14 protein-coding genes are annotated in these 20,822 nt (G+C 40.8%); 2 read left to right on the top strand and 12 right to left on the bottom strand.

The genetic code is table 11. From position 1 onward, the window contains the following. The first annotated feature begins 114 nt into the window (after positions 1–114). A complete protein-coding gene (locus MWU84_RS19450; RefSeq protein ID WP_246904777.1) occupies positions 115–2,379 on the top strand; it encodes an acyl-CoA dehydrogenase in 2,265 nt (754 codons plus the stop codon). Here the strand turns inward: MWU84_RS19450 and MWU84_RS19445 are convergent. From MWU84_RS19445 to MWU84_RS19405, 9 genes are all read right to left on the bottom strand, one after another. Then, on the bottom strand, positions 2,376–3,221 hold the full coding sequence (locus MWU84_RS19445) for a DUF2807 domain-containing protein (RefSeq protein ID WP_246904774.1): 846 nt from the start codon (positions 3,219–3,221) through the stop codon (positions 2,376–2,378). The genes MWU84_RS19450 and MWU84_RS19445 overlap by 4 nt on opposite strands. A 179-nt stretch (positions 3,222–3,400) precedes the next feature. Continuing rightward, positions 3,401–5,221 carry a cbb3-type cytochrome c oxidase subunit I gene (locus tag MWU84_RS19440; RefSeq protein ID WP_246904771.1) on the bottom strand — a complete coding sequence of 607 codons (1,821 nt, stop codon included), beginning with the start codon at positions 5,219–5,221 and terminating at the stop codon, positions 3,401–3,403. 47 nt (positions 5,222–5,268) lie between these two features. Further along, positions 5,269–6,327, bottom strand: a complete 1,059-nt coding sequence (locus tag MWU84_RS19435) for a cytochrome c oxidase subunit II (RefSeq protein WP_246904767.1) — start codon at positions 6,325–6,327, stop codon at positions 5,269–5,271. A gap of 34 nt (positions 6,328–6,361) precedes the next feature. Further along, complete coding sequence (locus MWU84_RS19430) at positions 6,362–7,675, bottom strand: quinol:cytochrome C oxidoreductase (RefSeq protein WP_246904764.1); 1,314 nt, start codon at positions 7,673–7,675, stop codon at positions 6,362–6,364. 18 nt (positions 7,676–7,693) lie between these two features. Continuing rightward, positions 7,694–8,254 (bottom strand): cytochrome c, encoded by a 561-nt coding sequence (locus tag MWU84_RS19425; protein WP_246904761.1) that lies wholly within the window; start codon positions 8,252–8,254, stop codon positions 7,694–7,696. Positions 8,255–8,265: 11 nt separating this feature from the next. Beyond that, the gene (locus tag MWU84_RS19420) at positions 8,266–8,787 is read right to left on the bottom strand and encodes a DUF3341 domain-containing protein (RefSeq protein WP_246904757.1); all 522 of its coding nucleotides are present in this window, start codon (positions 8,785–8,787) and stop codon (positions 8,266–8,268) included. A 2-nt stretch (positions 8,788–8,789) separates the two neighbouring features. Beyond that, positions 8,790–10,538 carry an NrfD/PsrC family molybdoenzyme membrane anchor subunit gene (nrfD, locus tag MWU84_RS19415; RefSeq protein WP_246904754.1) on the bottom strand — a complete coding sequence of 583 codons (1,749 nt, stop codon included), beginning with the start codon at positions 10,536–10,538 and terminating at the stop codon, positions 8,790–8,792. Between the two features lie 33 nt (positions 10,539–10,571). Next, positions 10,572–13,691 (bottom strand): TAT-variant-translocated molybdopterin oxidoreductase, encoded by a 3,120-nt coding sequence (locus MWU84_RS19410; RefSeq protein ID WP_246904752.1) that lies wholly within the window; start codon positions 13,689–13,691, stop codon positions 10,572–10,574. Between the two features lie 35 nt (positions 13,692–13,726). Beyond that, complete coding sequence (locus MWU84_RS19405) at positions 13,727–15,055, bottom strand: c-type cytochrome (RefSeq protein WP_246904750.1); 1,329 nt, start codon at positions 15,053–15,055, stop codon at positions 13,727–13,729. Positions 15,056–15,283: 228 nt separating this feature from the next. Here MWU84_RS19405 and MWU84_RS19400 point away from each other — a divergent pair, with 228 nt between their 5' ends. Beyond that, positions 15,284–15,655 carry an SPOR domain-containing protein gene (locus MWU84_RS19400; protein WP_246904748.1) on the top strand — a complete coding sequence of 124 codons (372 nt, stop codon included), beginning with the start codon at positions 15,284–15,286 and terminating at the stop codon, positions 15,653–15,655. Positions 15,656–15,701: 46 nt separating this feature from the next. Here MWU84_RS19400 and infB read toward each other — a convergent pair whose 3' ends face one another. From infB to rimP, 3 genes are read right to left on the bottom strand one after another with little or no spacing between them, the layout of a single operon-like run. Continuing rightward, positions 15,702–18,521, bottom strand: coding sequence for a translation initiation factor IF-2 (gene infB, locus MWU84_RS19395; RefSeq protein ID WP_246904746.1), 2,820 nt, complete (start codon positions 18,519–18,521; stop codon positions 15,702–15,704). Between the two features lie 43 nt (positions 18,522–18,564). Beyond that, positions 18,565–19,797: a transcription termination factor NusA gene (gene nusA, locus MWU84_RS19390; protein WP_031442384.1), complete on the bottom strand. Its 1,233-nt coding sequence runs from the start codon at positions 19,795–19,797 to the stop codon at positions 18,565–18,567. Between the two features lie 13 nt (positions 19,798–19,810). Then, a complete protein-coding gene (rimP, locus tag MWU84_RS19385; RefSeq protein WP_246904744.1) occupies positions 19,811–20,272 on the bottom strand; it encodes a ribosome assembly cofactor RimP in 462 nt (153 codons plus the stop codon). Between the last annotated feature and the right edge of the window lie 550 nt (positions 20,273–20,822).

Raw genomic sequence — 20,822 nt, 5'->3', positions numbered from 1 at the left:
ATGAAAACATATATAAGAACAGCCGCACACCTTCCAATTAATTATGATTCCCAAATATTTCTTAATCCTGTGTACCTAGGATAAATTGAAAAAAAAATAATGTAAATTCATAGTATGATACAGACAACATATCCTCCTAGTATTCTTCAGTATATACCTTTCTTCTTTGTTATTTGGTCCGATGATCTTTTGACGGTTTCCGAGATTGCCGTTGTAAAAAAGATAATCGACGATGACCAGAACCTTTCCAAAGAAGATCGAAAAACCTTGAACAGTTGGCTAAACACTGCCCAGCCACCGCTGGATACTGAAATAAAATCTTGGCAACGTACCATTGCCCATTCCGGCCTTAAATTGGTGGAAAGTGACAACCACCCTTTAACTTCGTTTAGCCAGAAATTGATATCAAATAACGGTTCCGCCCATTTATTCAACGAAAATCTATCGGCCATTGAAATAAACCTAGGGATACAGCCCAATCATTATCATCATTTATTCGAGGTGGAAGTGGAGCTGGAAAAAACGTCCCATTTTTACGACCCAAAAGAAATAGACAAAATTTTCAAAGGTATCTTCCACCGTGAAATAGATGAATTTAGGGATACCTTGGCTCATCCAATTTTCTCTTGGGAAATAATAAAGAACAAAGAAAATTTTAGGGAAAAAGTACTTTCACAGGTGAAATATTTGGCCAATGTAGGGTATGGCGCCTTAGCTTATCCCGAAGCTTATGGTGGCAAGGGCAATATGCCTTTGTATGCCACTATTTTTGAAAACCTAATGTTTCTGGATGGCAGCTTAACCGTAAAGTTTGGCGTACAATTTGGGCTTTTTGGAGGCAGTATTCAGAAGTTGGGCACCAAAAAACACCATGAACGTTATTTAAGCGCTATTGGGGAGGCCAAATTACTAGGATGTTTCGCCATGACAGAAACGGGCCATGGATCCAATGTAAGGGGCATAAAAACAACGGCCACCTACAACAAGGAACGGGACAATATTACCATTCACACTCCTGGAAAGAACGATAACAAGGAATATATTGGTAACGCACTACACGGAACTATGGCCTCGGTATTTGCTCAATTGATAGTTGAAGGCAAAAATCACGGAGTCCATGCCATTTTGGTACCACTTAGGGACAGTGACAATCGTCTTATGCCAGGCGTGCGAATTGAAGATAATGGTTACAAATTAGGGCTCAACGGGGTTGACAATGGCAAGATTTGGTTTGATCAAGTTACAGTACCAAGGGAGAATCTTCTTAATAAATACGGAGACATTAAACCTGATGGCACTTACTATTCCAAAATAAAAAATCCGAACAAACGCTTTTTCACCATGCTCGGCACCTTGGTCGGCGGACGCATTTGTGTGGCCAAAGGAGCTTTGAGCGGGGCAAAAATGGCCCTTTCCATTGCCGTTAAGTATGCGCTACAAAGAAGGCAGTTCAATGATAATGTTAAAGTCCAAGAGGATTTGATCATGGACTACCCCTCCCACCAACTTAGACTTACTCCCGCAATTGCCAAAGCTTACGTCTATCAGATAACATTGGACTCATTAATGAAAACTTATAGTGACGACAGTATAACGGATAAAAGACAGATAGAGACCCAGGCAGCCGGCCTAAAGGCAATTATAACCTGGTTTGCAAATGAAACCATTCAGGAATGTCGTGAAGCTTGTGGAGGAAAGGGCTACCTCTTGGAAAATAGAATAGCGGATTTAAAAGGTGATGTGGATATATTTACCACATTTGAAGGGGATAACACAGTTCTCTTACAATTGGCGGCCAAAGGCATTATGTCCGATTTTAATTCAGAATTCAACAGCGCCGGCTTTACTGCAGTATTTAAGCTATTGGGCACCCAAATCAGCGACAAATTGGTCACTATTAATCCAATATATGCCAACAAGGTGGATAAGGAGCATTTATACAATCCTAAATTCCACAAACATGCCTTTGACCATCGGACAAGAAGATTAACCTATTCTGCGGCATTGCGCCTTAGGGACTATATCAAGAAAGGGGTCCCTACATATCAGGCCTTCCTAAAAGTACAAACTCATTTAATTGCATTGGGAAAAGCTTACAGCTGCGAATTGGCCTATAATACCTATTTACAGTTTGTAGAAAAAATCGAAGACAAAAAGAACCAAGAACTCTTTCAAAAAATTGGATGCCTATTTGCTTTATCCGAAATCCGGGAAGATGCCTCATGGTATCTGGAACAAGGCTATTTGGGAAGCACCAAGTCCAAGGCCATACGGCAGCGTGTAGAGAGGTTAAGCACAGAGTTTAGACCGCACATAGAGGTTTTGGTAGATGGTTTTGGGATTCCTGACCATTGTTTAACAGCCCCGATAAGTCGTTAATTTTTACGCCGATATAGCTCTGAAGTATCAAGAAATTCCAGCAGATTAATTTTGCCATCACCAAATACATAGGTCTTGGAAGATCCTTGTGAATTAAGATCAACGGTTGCCGTTGATAAGACTTCCGCTGAAGTGCTACCTTCCAACCTTGCTTCAACACTATTGGCTTCCAATCTTTTTGCTTTGAGATCGGAACCGTCCAATAAATGCAATTGAAAAACATTGGTAAAACCTTCCAAATCGGCCTTGGCATTTCGTTGCATATACAAAACGGTGTTTTCCATGACCCCAAACAATCTTAAATCAGATTTCTCCGCCATGCGGATATTTAAGGTATCACTATCTACTTTAAAATTACCCTTACTATCGTCATTCATTGTAATCTCCATTGCATCCGCATCCACATCTATTTCCACTCTACCCGAACCCGTGGTATTTACCTCCAGAAACTCGGTAGAAAATCGATTCTTAACAACAATATTTCCATCATTGGCTATTATCCCGAACAATTCACTAAAGTTTACAGTAATATCAAGCTTCTTCTTAGAGGTTACTTTGTAATAGGAGCTAATGATCAGCGTTTCGTTCTCTACCTTAAATTTTAATATATCTATTAAATTGTCATCAGCTTCTATAATATACTCCCCCGTTGAGGCGTCCTGTAAATTGATATCAAGATCACTATCCAATTGAATAACATTAAAAGGAGGTAAGGTTTCCCTAACCTCTATCACATTTCTATTGCCTTTAATCTTAGGTGTACGCTGCGAATAGAGCATACAGCCAAACAATAACATAAAAAATAAAAGTATGTGCCTCACTTCCAATAATTTAAAATACATAATAGATCTTTTTCCTAAAAGCATTTGCAATAACCATTGATATTACACCACCACAAATTAGCAATTAATTAATATGGTCCGCAACACCAAAAGGATGCATGGATATCCCATATGTAAATGGAAGGTACAAAAAAAGTCCATCTTAGGGATGGACTTTTAAATTTTGTTATTTCCAATCGTTAATGCTGCATTTCTTCCTCACCATCGTACAAAGGCATGGTTTGAGGAACGTAATCCTGTCCGGGAATTATATATTCCCCATTGTCATCAGTTTTACTATAGTCATATGGCCAACGGTGTACTTCTGGAATTGCTCCGGGCCAGTTGCCGTGCATATGCTCTACAGGTGTTGTCCATTCCAAGCTAGTTGCTTTCCATGGATTCTGAACTGCTTTATTTCCGTAGAAAATACTTCTTATAAAATTGAAGGCAAATATTAATTGGGCACCAGCAGCAATAAGTGCGAACACTGTCATTAATACCTGAATATCCGTTAGGTCATCGAACATTGGAAACGCCGTATTCTCATAATACCTACGCGGCACACCGGCCATCCCAACAAAATGCATTGGGAAGAACACTCCGTAAGAACATACAGCAGTTATCCAAAAATGCACATAACCCAAGTTCTTGTTCATCATTTTACCAAACATCTTTGGGAACCAGTGATAGACACCGGCGAACAATCCATAAAGTGCAGATATTCCCATTACCAAATGGAAGTGGGCTATTACAAAGTACGTATCATGCACATTAATATCCAAGGTACTGTCCCCAAGGATAATTCCGGTCAATCCACCGGAAATAAAAGTCGAAACCATCCCAATGGAAAATAGCATTCCAGGGTTCAATTGGAGGTTACCTTTCCACAAGGTAGTAATCCAGTTAAAAGCCTTCACCGCAGATGGGATGGCAATCAATAATGTGGTAAAGGTAAACACAGAACCTAGGAAAGGATTCATACCTGAAATAAACATATGGTGCCCCCAAACAATAGTGGACAAGAATGCAATTGCCAAGATAGAGGCGATCATAGCCCTATATCCAAAAATTGGTTTACGCGCGTTAACCGCCATAATTTCGGATACCATGCCCATTGCAGGTAAGATTACAATATACACCTCAGGGTGTCCCAAAAACCAGAATAAATGTTCATATAGTACTGGGGAACCACCTTGATAATGCAATACCTCTCCTTGGATAAAAATATCCGACAAGAAGAAAGAAGTACCAAAGCTTCTATCCATTATTAACAATAAAGCAGCGGACAATAGCACTGGGAAAGAAACCACACCTATAATCGCGGTAACAAAGAATGCCCAAATGGTCAAAGGCAGTCTAGTCATAGACATTCCCTTGGTCCTCAGATTAATCACGGTAACAATATAGTTCAACGACCCTAGTAGGGAAGATGCTATAAATATGGCCATAGCTACCAACCAAAGTGTCATACCCATTCCTGAACCCGGTTGTGCCATTGGAAGTGCACTAAGCGGCGGATAAACCGTCCAACCAGCAGCTGCCGGTCCTGCCTCTAAAAACAGGGAAGAAAGCATAATTACACTGGACAGAAAGAACAACCAGTACGAAACCATGTTCAAAAATCCAGAAGCCATATCCCTGGCCCCTATTTGAAGGGGAATTAATAAATTACTAAACGTACCACTCAATCCTGCCGTTAAAACAAAGAATACCATGATAGTACCATGTATCGTAACCAATGCCAAATAGACATCTGCGTCCATCACACCTCCAGGTGCCCATTTACCCAAGATAAATTCAAAAATTGCAAAAGATTCCCCTGGCCATGCCAATTGCATCCTGAACAATAAAGACATTAAAATACCAATGAATCCCATGATAAGTCCAGTAATCAAATACTGCTTGGAAATCATTTTATGATCTTGACTAAAAATATACTTCGTCACAAAGGTTTCTTTGTGATGATGTCCGTGATCTTCTGAATGGTCTTCTACGTGTGCGTGAGCTGTTACAGACATAGTTGTATTTTTTTAAATTTTTTATAAAGTTATTTTTAAAGACTAAATTACTGTGCTGAAGCCATTGACTTACCAAAAGTCTGTTGACTTGCTATCCAAGCATTATATTCCTCCTCAGTTTCAACAATAATTTTCATCTGCATATTATAATGGGACTTGCCACATATCTTGTTACACAACAGGATATAATCAAATTCCCACGGATCAGTATTCTCAATTCCTCGGGCTGCTTTTTCCGCCCTCATACCATTGATGCGCTTTACTTTGTCCACAACATCAGGGTTTTGTCTCATTTCCGCCGTTGTTATTGTAGGTGTAAAGGAGAATTGAGTAATCATCCCGGGCACACAGTTCATCTGCGCCCTAAAGTGTGGCATATAAGCAGAGTGCAGTACATCTTGGGAACGCATTTTAAAATTAACCTTGCGCCCTACAGGTAAATGTAATTCCTTCACAATTATATCATCAGCGGCATTTGGATCGGCGCCGTCCAAACCTAAAACATTTGCCTTATCAATGTCGATCATCCTAACATTTGCATCCCCTAGAACATTGTCATTACCGGCATACCTTGCTGTCCAACTAAATTGTTGGGCATAAAGTTCAACAGTTAAAGGGTCGTCCTCATCGTTGATATCCATGATATTGGTCCAAGCATACAAGCCCCACAATATCAAGCCTGCCAAAACGATTACCGGAATAATGGTCCATATAAATTCCAAACGATCGTTATCGGCAAAGAACAAAGCCTTTCTTTCCCTATCTCCCCTGTATTTATAAGCAAAGTAATGCAATAGAAATTGGGTTAATGTTTGTACAATAAAAATAATTACAAACGAAAGCAGCATTAACGAATCATACCCCCCACCATGCTCGGAAGCAGCTTCGGGCAAAAGCGTTTTTGAATATTTCCAAAAGCTAAAAATGGTGAGTCCGTATAGGAAAATTAAAAACGCGAACATCAAATACCCATTGTACTTGTTATCCGTTTTGCTTGCTACTTGGGAATTGCTAGCTTTAATTTGTGACAATTCGAATATCTTGGTCATTTGCCAGATAGCAATTGCCACTAATACTAAAACAACTATGGTCAATAATGGAGTCATCGTATGATTTGAAATTATACTTTTATACTAAATACTAATAATGAAAATGCTTACTCTCTTCAATAAATGGATTGCGCTTTGGTTGCAATGGAGCCTTGGTCAAAGCCCTGAAAACAAAAAATATAAACAATCCGGCGAAGAACAAAATGGATCCAATTTCAGGGATACCAATAAACCATTGATCACCAACGGTAGATGGCATTATCGCGTTAAAAATATCCAAATAATGTCCGGCCAAAATGACGATTCCGGTCATTATAACAAACCAATTAACCCTTTTAAAATCACTATTCATAAGCAATAGTACAGGAAACAGAAAGTTCATGGCTACCATACCAAAAAATGGTAAATTGAAATCGGCTATCCTGGTAACGTAATAAGTTACCTCTTCAGGAATATTGGAATACCAAATCAACATGAACTGTGAGAACCACAAATAGGTCCAGAAAATACTGATTCCAAACATAAATTTAGCCAAATCGTGAATATGACTATCATTAACGTCCGGCAAATAACCCCTAGATTTAAGATATATAGTTACCATGGCAATAACGGTAATTCCGGATACAAACATACTTGCAAAGATATACCATCCGAAAAGGGTACTAAACCAGTGTGGATCCACACTCATTATCCAATCCCAAGACATCATGGACTCCGATATTAAATAAAATACCAAAAAGGCCGCAGAAATCCTAAAATTCAATTTAAAATTAGCGTTATCATTGGATTCATCCTGAGCCAAAGACAATTTTCGGGAATACTCTCTATATAAAATCCAACCTCCTAAAAATATTGCTGCCCTAATCAGGAAGAATGTACCATTAAGAAAACCAGCCTTACCTTGTAATAATTTATCATGCGCTACTACCTCTGGGTCCATCCACACAAATAAATGATTCATATGGGCTACCGACAAGGCCAATATTACAAATACAACGATACCACCTGGCACCAAATAAGCTGTTATTCCTTCCATTACCCTGAAGAGCAATGGTGACCAACCCGCCTGAGCTGCACGCTGAATAGCGTAAAAGGCCAAAACTCCCAACGCAATCATAAAAAAGAAAAAGGCTGCAACATATAATGCCGCCCAAGGCTTATTTTGCAACTGGTGCAATAAATGCTCGTCATGCGAAGCATCATGTGCCTCCCCGTGTCCCATTTCGTCACCATGACCCTCTGTAACCGTATGGGCATCCCCATGACCGTCTCCGTGTCCGGCAACAATTGCTTTTGCCTCTTCTACAGTAGTTGGCGCAGCCATAAAACCGATACCAATTCCCAAAACGCCCACAGCCATTAAAATGAAGGAAGCAATTTTTAATCTATTTGAAAAAGTGTACATATTGCTAATATCTAGGTCTTATTTTGTTAAATCTTGTTTCAATTTCATTACGTATTCAGAAACCTTCCAACGTTCTTCAGTATCCAATTGCCCTGCATAGGACCCCATGGAATTCAATCCGTAGTAAATGGCATGATATGACGTACCAACAGTTATGTTTCTAGCTATATCCGCATAACTGGGCACACCCAATATCTTTTCCCTTTTCACCAAGTTACCTTGTCCGTCTCCTTTATCACCGTGACAAATTGCACAATAAATACTATATAGTTCCTTGCCAACAGCTAGATTCTCCTCTTGCTTTAAAGAGTCCAGGGGACTTGGATTAACTCTTGCCAACTCCTTTCCTTCCATGGTATTCTCAATTCCGTAAGGTATCCAACCCCTTGCTACGCTATTTTCGGCCGGAAGACCAGCTTCCATCCCATCTGGAAGAAAATCAACTTTCTGATAGGTCTCATAACCTACGGATTCGTACATATTGGGCATGTATTGATAGTTTCTGCTATTTTTGTTTGCACAAGAAGCAACTAATAATACCAAACCAAACAAGACTCCTATTTTGCTAAAACTGTTCATAATATCTATGACTACTTTTCTGTAATATTAATTTCGACTGCTCCGGTATCCGACAACAAATCCATCAATTCCTTCTCGTTATCATGAATTTCAATTTCCATTAAAAAATGGTCATCAGTGGTTCTTACATCAGGATTTTCAGCTTCTTTAAAAGGCCATAACCTACTTCTAAGGTAAAAAGTAATTACCATTAAATGCGCCGCGAAAAAAACCGTTAGCTCGAACATAATAGGCACGAAAGCCGGCATATTTTCCAAATAACTAAAACTAGGCTTTCCACCAATATCCTGTGGCCAATCTTGGATCATTATATAATTCATCATTACAATTGCCACTGTAAGACCAACACAACCATACATAAATGAGGTTATTGCAATCCTAGTCGGAGCAAGCCCCATTGCTTTGTCCAAACCATGCACCGGAAAAGGACAATAAACTTCTTCAATATGATGCTTTGCCGCTTTTACCTTTTTAACAGCATGCATTAGCACATCGTCATCATTATAAAAAGCATGTATAACTTTCGACGCCATAATTATTTCTTATTATTTAAAATCTTTGCTTGTCCTGCCCAATCGTCTCTTTGTGCCCTACCTGGGAACGATTCTGTAATAGAATCCAACAGATCATACTCTTTATCCGTCATACGACCAACCTGTGCGAAGGTGTATATTCCTATTTGGTTCAAAGTAGCTTCCATTTGAGGCCCAATTCCTTTAATTTTCTTAAGGTCATCCGCTGTCTCCTTAGTGGCATCAAATGTACCTATGGTACCCAATAGTTCGGACACTCCAACCTTATCACCAACCTTTGGAACTACTTCCCCCATCAACACATCATCGGTGATAGGTTCCATTTCCTTTACCACCGTCTTGTTTTTGGATATCTCGTACAAAGGCTTACCTGCATCCCTCAATTTCTTATACTTCTCTCCCGAAGACTTTAAAATGGATTTCACCTCTGCCTGGGCAATAACCGGGAAAGTTCTGGCGTACAACAAGAAAAGTACAAAGAAGAATCCTATGGTTCCGATGAAAATTCCTATATCCACAAATGTTGGGGAGAACATTGTCCATGAAGACGGTAGGTAATCCCTATGCAATGAAGTTACGATAATCACAAATCGCTCGAACCACATCCCTATGTTTACCACAATAGAGATAAAGAAGGAAAACATTATACTTGTCCTCAGTTTTTTAAACCACATAAATTGTGGAGAGAACACGTTACACGTCATCATTGCCCAATAGGCCCACCAGTAAGGACCTGTAGCCCTATTCAAGAATGCATACTGTTCGTACTCCACACCGGAATACCACGCCATGAACAACTCCGTAATATAAGCACAGCCCACAATAGAACCGGTCAACATTATTACTATGTTCATCAACTCTATGTGCTGCACGGTAATATAAGCCTCCAAATGACATACTTTCCTCATAATGATCAACAAGGTATTCACCATGGCAAAACCTGAGAATATAGCCCCAGCAACGAAGTAGGGAGGAAAGATAGTAGTATGCCATCCCGGAATTACCGATGTGGCAAAGTCAAAGGATACAATGGTATGTACGGAAAGTACCAAAGGTGTGGCCAAACCTGCCAAAACCAAGGACACCTCCTCAAAACGCTGCCAATCCTTGGCACGTCCTGTCCATCCAAAACTTATTAAACTATATATTTTCTTTTGAAAAGGCCTAACTGCACGATCACGTATCATTGCAAAATCGGGTAATAAACCTGTCCACCAGAACACTAAGGAAACGGAAAGATAAGTAGATATTGCAAATACATCCCAAAGCAATGGAGAGTTAAAATTCACCCAAAGAGATCCAAACTGGTTAGGAATAGGCAACACCCAATAAGCCAACCATGGTCGTCCCATGTGGATAATAGGAAATAATCCCGCCTGAACAACAGAGAAAATAGTCATCGCCTCCGCAGAACGGTTAATTGCCATTCTCCATTTCTGCCTAAACAGCAATAATACCGCAGAGATCAAGGTTCCAGCATGTCCAATACCTACCCACCAAACGAAGTTGGTAATATCCCAGGCCCAGCCTACTGTTTTATTCAATCCCCATGTTCCGATACCCGTAGATATCGTGTAAATTATACAACCAACACCCCATAGGAATGCCGCTAATGCAATGGAAAATACAATCCACCAATGCTTATTGGCCTTCCCTTCAACCGGAGCGGCAATGTCCACGGTTACATCGTGGTATCCTTTATCTCCAAGAACTAAGGGTTTTCGTATAGGTGCTTCGTAATGCGACGCCATAATTTAATATATAGTTACGTTCCTTTAATTTGATTAAGCTTCGTTCGTATTCCTCACTTTCACGTGATAAAAAACATTTGGTTTAGTACCAACATGCTCCAACAGGTGATACATGCGGTCACTTTCCTTTAATTTCACAATTTCACTCTCCGCGTCATTTACATCCCCAAATGTCATTGCCCCACTGCTACAGGCAGCAGAACAAGCAGTTTGAAACTCACCATCCTTGACCACACGACCATCTCGCTTGGCATCTAGAATAGTCTTCTGGGTTTTTTGGATACACATTGAGCATTTTTCCATAACACCTCTAGACCTAACAGTAACATCTGGATTGATAACCATTTTACCTAGGTCATTGTTCATGTGATAATCAAACTCATCGTTTTCATTATACAGGAACCAGTTAAATCGTCTCACTTTATAAGGACAGTTGTTGGCACAGTACCTAGTTCCAACACATCTGTTATAAGCCATATGATTTTGACCTTGACGTCCGTGCGAAGTAGCCGCAACCGGACAAACTGTCTCACATGGTGCGTGGTTACAGTGCTGACACATTACAGGCTGGAATGCTACCTGTGGATTTACGGATGGATGCTCCATCTCGCCAAATCCTCCCAAGGACCCCTTATCCCCGAACAAGCCATCAAATTCTTCCTTCTTAGTATCATCCTGTTCAAAAGTTTCTTCCGAGCTGTAGTATCTATCGATACGCAACCAGTGCATATCCCTAGATTTTCTTACTTCCGCCTTACCTACAACCGGTACATTGTTTTCTGCATGACATGCAATGACACAGGCCCCACAACCGGTACAGGCATTTAAATCTATGGAGAGATTAAAATGATGACCTATTGAACGGTCAAAACTATCCCATAAATCCACAGTAGTAGCAGGAACTTCCTGATGATCCAAGGATACTACAGGAACAACATTCCATTCTTTAGCATCCTTAGTATTAAATATCTCCAAGGTGGTCTCTTTTATGATATCACCCCTACCCATTAAAGTCTTATGCAATTGAACACAAGCAAATTCATGCATCCCGGCAGACTTTTCTATGCTTACCGATTGAGTGTTGGAGAAATTCCTATATAATGCATAGGCATTCACCCCGGTTTGCATCTCACTTTTCATTCCTACAGTTTTCCCATACCCAAAAGAAAGTCCCAAAGAACCGGGCGCCTGACCAGGCTGGATTATTACAGGAACACCATCAACAACAACACCGTCTACCGAAAGCTTAACATAACTACCATCCAATCCACCATCGGCTACATTTTCATTGACCAAGCCCAATTTCTCTGCATCAGCCTTGGAAACGGTTACATAGTTATCCCAAGAAACCCGGGTTATCGGATCAGGAAACTCTTGCAACCAAGGGTTACTTGCTTGCTGCCCGTCACCCATACCAACTTTGGAATACAGTGTAAGCTCCATACCCTCTGCAGTAGCTCCGGATAAACTTTTAATAGCAGAAGCCAAAGGAATCTCAGTGGCCATTTCCACTTCTTCCGAAACAAATGGGGCAGGAGCTGCAACAACAGCTTCCTCCATTGCCGGATCAGCAACAAAAACACCATCGTGCAATGCCTGATTCCAGTCACTACCTCCCAATATTCCTGCGTTCCAAGTTTCTTTTATATAATCGTAATAAGTTTTGTCACTATCCAACCACTGTAACATGGCTCCCTGGAACTGTCTAGTATCGAACAATTCCTTTATAGTAGGCTGCATCAGGCTAAAATGCCCCTTCTTTAACTGAGCATCACCCCAAGATTCCAAGTAATGGTTTGAAGCACCAACGTATTGAACCAATTCCGTAGTTTCATTTCTATTGGTGGAGAACGCCACTGTTAAATCAACATTCTGGATTCCCTCAGCAAAATCCGCAGCATTAGGCAAGGAGTATGCAGGGTTAACCCCATCCATAAACAAGGCACCTACTTTGCCAGCTTTCATATCCGCCAACAAGGCATTAACGGCCTTAACACTACCCTGTCTTAGATATTTGGGAGCAGCAGCATCAAAAGCCTTACTTCCCAACATTTCATTAATGGCCAAAACAACAGCCTGAGCATTAACATCGTCTATACCCGTAACAACAACGGAATTTGATTTATTCTTTAAAACCTGAGCCACTACCGCATCCAAAGCAGCTTTTGCACTTTCAGGCAGATCACCTCCACCGGAAGTACCATTAAGCTTACCATAAAAATAAGCCAAAGCCACTTTTTGCTCGGACGGGGTTAAAGGAACCCTTTTGTCCGCATTGGCTCCGGTCAAAGACATATTGGCCTCAAACTGTACATGTCTGGACATCTTTCCGTTTTTCGGAACCCTTCCTTTGGAATATCCGGCATCATATCCTCCTCCTTGCCAATCTCCCAAGAAATCCGCACCAAAAGAAACAATGATCTCGGCATCCCCAAAATTGTAATCCGCCAAGGCCCTTTCACCATACTTGGCTTCAAAAGCAGAAAGCGCCGCATCCTCCGATATGGCGTCATATGTAACATGATCCACATTACCATGGGCTTCCTTAAACTCAGAAATCAATCTAGAAGTGGAAGGACTGGCATATGTCTGCGACAATATCGCGATTTTTTTACCTGAATTTTTTAGCGACCCTATCTTAGACTTCACAGCAACATCCACATCGCTCCAAGCAACAGGCTCCCCATTAAAGGTAGGCCCTTGCAAACGAGTACTGTCGTACAACGATAGAACCGAGGCCTGAACACGGGCATTGGCACCGCCACCTACTTTTGCATCGGTATTGTTCTCTATCTTAATAGGTCTTCCCTCACGAGTTTTTACCAAAATACTGGCAAAATCAAAACCATTCGCTATGGTAGTGGCATAAAAATTGGCCACCCCGGGAATAATATTATCCGGTTTCACTACATAGGGAATAGATTTGGTTACCGGACCCTCACATGCTGCCAATGAAGCAGCAGCCGTACTAAATCCGACATATTTAAGAAAATCCCTTCTGTTGGTCGAAGATGCCGCCAATGTTTCTTTATCACCCAAGAAATCATCTACAGGAATTTCTTGAACAAATTCATTTTGTCTTAGCGTCTCAACAATGGAATCGTTTGGGTTTAATTCCGCCTCGCTTTTCCAGTATTTTTTGTTTGATGACATATTATATATCTGAAATTATCTACTAGTTAGTTTGATTAATAGTGACACTTACCACATTCCAATCCACCCATTTGGGCGGCAGTAAGTTTGTCTACCCCATATTTTTGGGAAAGTTCAGCATGAATCTTTTCGTAATATTCGTTTCCTTCAACCTTAACATTTGTCTCACGGTGACAGTTAATACACCACCCCATGGTCAAAGGAGAATATTGATACATAATTTCCATCTCCTCAACAGGACCATGACAAGTCTGACACTCTATACCCGCAACCGAAACGTGCTGAGAGTGATTGAAATAGGCAAAGTCTGGCAAATTATGGATCCTCACCCATTCTACCGGCTTGGAGTCCCCTGTATACTTTTGATTCTCCTCATCCCATCCTACTGCCTTGTACAATTTCTTGATCTCACCAGTATAGAACTCATTGGTATATCCATTTGCCAAATCTTCTTGACTCGGACCCTCTGGATTTCCTTTATATTCATAAATAGATTTATGACAGTTCATACAAACATTAAGGGAAGGAATTCCAGAAGTTTTGGAAACCCTGGCAGATGAGTGACAATATTTACACTCTATAGCATTATCTCCAGCGTGAATTTTATGGGAGTAATGAATAGGTTGAATCGGGGCATACCCCTGATCAACACCAACCTGCATCATCCAACCATATGCAAAATAAGCAGCACTCAATAAAAGAAAAATAGAAAAAACCAGAACCAAAAATTGATTTTGGGCGAAAGCCTTCCATATTGGCGTCCTTTTCTCCGCCAACTCCTTTTCCAATACCACTCCATTGGCCTCCGCAATACGCCTTAAGGTTTTGTTCACCAAAACCAACATCATAACCAACAAAGCAAAAACCAATGCCAATGCACCCAAAATTATTTCATTGGATATTCCCGAGGAATCCCCCCCGCCTTGTACACCATCCGCCACTGCAACAGGAGCCACAGCTACCACAGGAGGAGCGTCGGTATAGGCCAAGATATTATCAATATCCTGATCGGACAATAACGGGAACGGTGTCATTGCCGCCTGATTGTACTCATTGTAAATCTTTAAGGCATCAGCATCTCCGGATTTGATCATTGCCGGACTGTTCTTTATCCACTGATAAAGCCACTCCTTTTCATACTTTTCAGTGACCCCTGCCAAAGCTGGACCGGTCATCTTCTTGTTCAAAGCGTGACACGCAGCACAATTTTGGTTAAACAATTGTTTACCCTTAGCAGCATCACCTTCGCCAGATGTGGCTTCTACAGATTCTTGAGCAAGAAGGGAATTTGAAAGCAGTAATGCTACTACCAGACTGACACCTAAAACTTTAGAAATTAGATTGCGGTATGGAACCTTTTTCATATTAAAAATATTTCTATCGAAAGTTTGGCATGATATTTATACATTCAAAATAACAAATTGCAGACCATGCTCAAATTGATGGCAAAAATACGCATTAGACTTTATTTTGGAAATGTTAAGGTATTGATAATTTACAATTTATACCAATTCTAAATAAAAATAAAATCTTTTGATTGATTCTGAATAATTTACATTTGTACTGTCTAAATTTCATAACATAAAAACCCTATGAAAACCATTTCTTTCACACTCTTTTTAGCTTGTTCCGCTTTCTATTGCAACGCTCAACAAGGCAATATCAACATCCAACAAGATGAAAAAATCACGAACCTACTGGGAATCTATAAATCAGTAAATGAAAACAGCAGCCATTACAGAATTCAAGTTGGCTTTGGCTCCTTTCAGGAAGCAGAAACCCTGAAGGCCAATGTTGATAAGGATTTTCCGAATTGGCCAACGAAAATCGATTTTGAGTCGCCCAGCTACAGAGTTAGGATCGGGAAATTCAAAACCCAATTGGAAGGCGAGCGAAAACTTATAGAAGTGAGGCAAAAATATCCGAGCGCCATGCTCCTTAAACCAGAAAAAACGACCAACTAGGTCGTTTTTTCTTTTACTTTCAACTATTTACAAAAAGTATCCCCGGCTATTTCAATTTCTTCTTAACAGCCACTTCCTGGAATGCTTCCACGATATCCAATTCTTGAATATCGTTGTAATTTTTAACCTGCAATCCACAGTCATATCCTTTGGATACCTCCTTAACATCATCCTTAAACCTCTTCAGAGAAGATAACTCCCCAGTGTAAATAACAACACCGTCCCGGATCAATCTAATACTTGAATTTCTAAAGATCTTACCACTGGTCACCATACAACCTGCAATAGTACCTACTTTGGATATTTTAAAGGTTTCCCTTATTTCAGCGGTACCCGTAATCTCTTCCTTCATTTCAGGAGACAACATACCTTCCATAGCATCCTTAAGATCATTGATAGCGTCATAAATAATAGAGTACATTCTAATATCTATTTCCTCTTTTTCAGCCACCTGTCTGGCGTTGCCCATTGGCCTCACATTAAACCCAATGATAACCGCATCCGAGGCTGAAGCCAACAATACGTCCGATTCCGTAATAGGTCCAACCGCTTTATGGATAATATTCACCTGTATTTCATCTGTAGACAATTTCTGGAACGAATCCGTCAAGGCCTCTACAGAACCATCCACATCCCCTTTAAGGATTATGTTCAATTCTTTAAAGTCGCCCAGTGCAATACGCCTACCAATTTCGTCCAAAGTGATATGTCTTTGCGTCCTAACCGATTGCTCCCGTAATAATTGAGACCTCTTGGTAGCAATTTGTCTAGCCTCACGTTCATCTTCCAGAACGTTGAACTTATCGCCCGCTTGCGGGGCTCCATCCAATCCCAATATGGATATTGGCCGTGATGGTCCTACTTCCTTAATATTGTTACCGCGCTCATCTTGCATGGCTTTTACCTTACCGCTGCAAGTTCCCGCCAACACATAATCCCCGATCTTCAAAGTACCGGCCTGAACAAGTATAGTGGACACATAACCTCTACCTTTATCCAAAAATGCTTCCACTACTGTCCCCGAAGCCAATTTATTAGGATTGGCTTTCAATTCCAGAAGTTCGGCTTCCAAAAGTACTTTTTCCAACAACTCTTTAACTCCAAGACCCGTTTTGGCCGAAATATCATGGGATTGAATTTTTCCACCCCAATCTTCCACCAAAAGGTTCATTTGTGCCAGACCATCCTTAATTTTTTCAGGATTGGCCGTAGGTTTATCAATTTTGTTTATGGCAAAAATTATGGGAACCCCAGCTGCTTGCGCATGGCTTATGGCTTCCTTGGTCTGTGGCATAATATCATCGTCCGCCGCAACCACAATAATCGCTATATCCGTAACTTGGGCCCCACGTGCACGCATCGCCGTAAAAGCCTCGTGACCTGGAGTATCCAAGAAGGATATCATTTGACCATTCTCCAAAGTTACCCCGTATGCACCAATGTGCTGAGTAATTCCTCCACTCTCCCCGGCGATAACATTTTCCTTTCTTATGTAATCCAACAAAGAAGTTTTACCGTGATCCACATGTCCCATTACCGTAACAATTGGAGCTCTTGGTTCCAAATCTTCCGGAGAATCCTCGTCCTCAACGATACTTTCTTCCAAGTCGGCGGTTACAAATTCAACCTCGTAACCAAATTCATCGGCCACAATAGACAAAGTCTCCGCATCCAAACGTTGGTTCATGGTCACCATAATTCCGAGCGACATACATGCAGAAATAATCTTGGTAGTTGGCACATCCATCATGGTAGCCACCTCACTTGCGGTAACAAATTCTGTCACCTTTAATATTTTACTTTCCAGTTCCTGTTGCTCCAGGTCCTTTTCAGTTTGCTGACGGTGTTGATCCCTCTTGTCCCGTCTATATTTGGCACCTTTCCCTTTTTTGGATTTTCCCTGAAGTTTTTCCAAGGTTTCCCTAACCTGCTTTTGCACGTCCTCCTCGGTAGGTTCTACCTTGGCACTTGATACAAAGCGTTGTCCGGGACCCCTTCTCACAACAGGACCTCTTCCCTTGGCTGCTGGCGGCCTGCTCGACGAGTCGGTACCAGGTTTACTAACTATACGTTTTCGCCTTTTCTTCCTATCGGAAGTGTCACCAGTCTTTGGTGCTTCTTTTTTCTTTTTGGGCTTTTCAAATTTTGTGAGGTCTATTTTATCCCCCATTATTTTTGGCCCGCTAAGCTTTTGGTACTTGGTAGTTATAACTTCTTTTTCACCTGTTGAATCCTGTTCATCGGGAGCCTCCTCTTTCTTCTCTTCCTTAACCACCTTAGCTTCTTTAACCTCTTCCGGCTTAACGGTTTCAGGTTTTGGAGCCACTTCTTCCGTCTTAGTTTCAGGCGTTTCCACCTTCTCTGCAACCTCCTCTTTAGGCTCTTCCTTGGCTACTATTTCGGGAGCCTTTTCTTCTACGTTTTCAGGAGCTTTTTCCGGTTCTTTTTCAGGAGCCGCCTCCTCCGATTTAACCGGTGCACCGGGAGCTGTTTTTTTACCAGCGTCCAAGTCTATCTTTCCAACAGTTTTTGGCCCTGCAAGTTCCACTCGGCCTTTAATAACATTCTCCTTCTCGGCCCGCTTTTCCCTTGCAAGCTTTTTCTCTTCCTGCTCTTGCTCCAGTTGTAATCGTATAGCTTCCTTTTCCTTCCTCTTTTCCTCACCCACCTCCTTGGACGCAACTTTCTTGCTCATGTCCGTTTGGAACTCGTCCAATAGAACCTGATATACCTCATTGGATATTTTGGTGGTAGGCCGCGCATCTATATCATGCCCTTTGGACCCGAGATAGTCTACCGCCCGGTCCAATGAAATATTAAGTTCTCTTAGGACTTTATTAAGCCTTATCGTTGCATTATCCGCCATAAAAAATAATTCCTATTCTTGTAATTTACTGCTAATATATAGTTTAATCTTCTAATTCTTCCTTAAGAATTCGCACAACTTCTAAAATTGTCTCCTCTTCCAAATCGGTCCTTTTTACCAAATCATCCACATCTTGTTCCAAAACGCTTCTGGCCGTATCCATACCAATTTTCTTAAATTCCTCAATGATCCATGCTTCTATTTCATCGGAGAACTCGGTAAGCTCAACATCTTCCTCTACACCTTCACGAAATACATCAATCTCATAACCAGTTAGTTGACCGGCCAAACGTATGTTATGACCTCCCCTACCTATAGCCTTGGAAACCTCCTCTGGTCTAAGATATACTTGGGCGGTCATTTTTTCATCGTTCAATTTCACTGAAGAAACCCTGGCCGGGCTCAATGCCCTTGTTACCAATAACTGGGGATTACTGGTCCAGTTTATAACGTCTATATTCTCATTGCCCAATTCACGGACAATTCCATGGATTCTAGACCCTTTCATTCCTACACAGGCTCCTACAGGATCAATACGATCGTCATAGGAATCTACGGCCACCTTGGCCTTTTCTCCGGGAATCCTAACTGCCTTTTTAATGGTGATCAAACCATCAAAGACTTCCGGGATTTCCTGAAAGAACAACTGCTCCAAAAACAAGGGAGAGCTTCTACTCATAATTATGGTAGGCTTGTTGCCTTTCAGCTCTACGCTTTCTATTATTCCCCGTACATTATCTCCTTTCCTAAAGAAATCGGAAGGAATCTGTTTATCCTTTGGTAAAATAATCTCATTTCCCTCATCATCCAAAAGAATTATGGCCTTGTGTCTGATATGATGTACCTCTGCGGTATAAATCTCACCTTCAAGGTCTTTAAATTGCTTGTAGATGGTGGTATTATCGTGCTCGTGAATCTTAGAAATAAGATTTTGTCTCAAGGCCAAAATAGCCCTCCTACCAAGATCTATCAACTTTACTTCCTCGGACACATCTTCACCCACTTCAAAATCCGGCTCTATTTTTCTTGCTGCAGAAAGCGATATCTCCTCGTTAGGATCTTCAACCTCTCCATCTTCCACCACTACCCTATTCCTCCAAATCTCCAAATCCCCTTTATCCGGGTTTATAATGATATCGAAATTGTCATCGGAACCAAACTTCTTCTTTAACGCATTCCTAAAAACATCCTCCAAAATCGCCATTAGCGTTACCCTATCTATGAATTTATCATCTTTAAATTCCGAAAAAGATTCGATTAGCGCAATATTTTCCATTTTTGAACTACAATTAAAATTTTAATACAACTTTAGCTTCTTTAATATCAGAAATTGCGATTTGCTGCTTTTTCTGAACCGTAATTTTCCCTTTTCCTATGGGTTTGGGTTCCCTATCTTTCCATTCCAAGGTAATACTATCCTCTGATGCCTCTGTTAATTTACCCTCAAATTCCTTATCCTGGGTTTTAACCTCAAGCTTTCTACCAATATTTTTGGCGTACTGCCTGGCTAATTTGATCGGCGATGCCGCTCCGGCAGAAGCCACTTCCAAGGAAAAATCTTCCTCTTCCCTGTCCAAGTTATGCTCTATGGCACGACTTACATTCATACAATCCTGCAAAGTAACACCCTGATCGCCATCCAAGGTTATCTTAATTTTATTATCCGCGGATATTGAAAAATCCAATAAAAAAAGTGATTGATTCTCCTTTAGCGCTTCCTCTAAAAGTGCAGTAACTTTTTCCTTCAACATATACTTCGGTTTTTTAACATCTGCTCTCAAATCTGAAATCGACCTGCTTCAGAATATAACGTAAAGCTGTTCTTTTACCGTGCCGATTAATTAAAGTATAGTAATAAAAGAGGGGACAAAATGTCCCCTCATGAATACTTTATATTCTTTCAGCACCGCAAATATACATAATTTTTAGATTCTACAATAATCTAAGTTATTTTATTATACAAAAGACGGATCAATCCCAAAAGTTGTGTGTGAATTGGATAAAAATAGAATTAGCTATCCCGGAGTTGGTGTTTGTTCATTTTTTGCATCGCCCAAAAAACGAACCAAAAAACGCTAGGCTGATTTTAAATTTCTTTAAATCCACGCACTTTCCACGGCCGCACCGTCCAGGCCGCTTTCACTTGGGTGAAATGCTCTATGGACGGCTACCTAGACCCCATGTGAAAACCACTTGATTTAAGACGAAATTGAAAAATAGGCCGTTTCTTTGTTCCGTCAACCTACATAATACCGATAAAACAAAGTGCCTGATTCAGTTCCATTGAACATTGCCTTCAAA

Source organism: Arenibacter sp. F20364, assembly GCF_023015905.1.
Lineage (GTDB): Bacteria > Bacteroidota > Bacteroidia > Flavobacteriales > Flavobacteriaceae > Arenibacter.
This window is presented reverse-complemented; position numbering and strand designations above follow the sequence as displayed.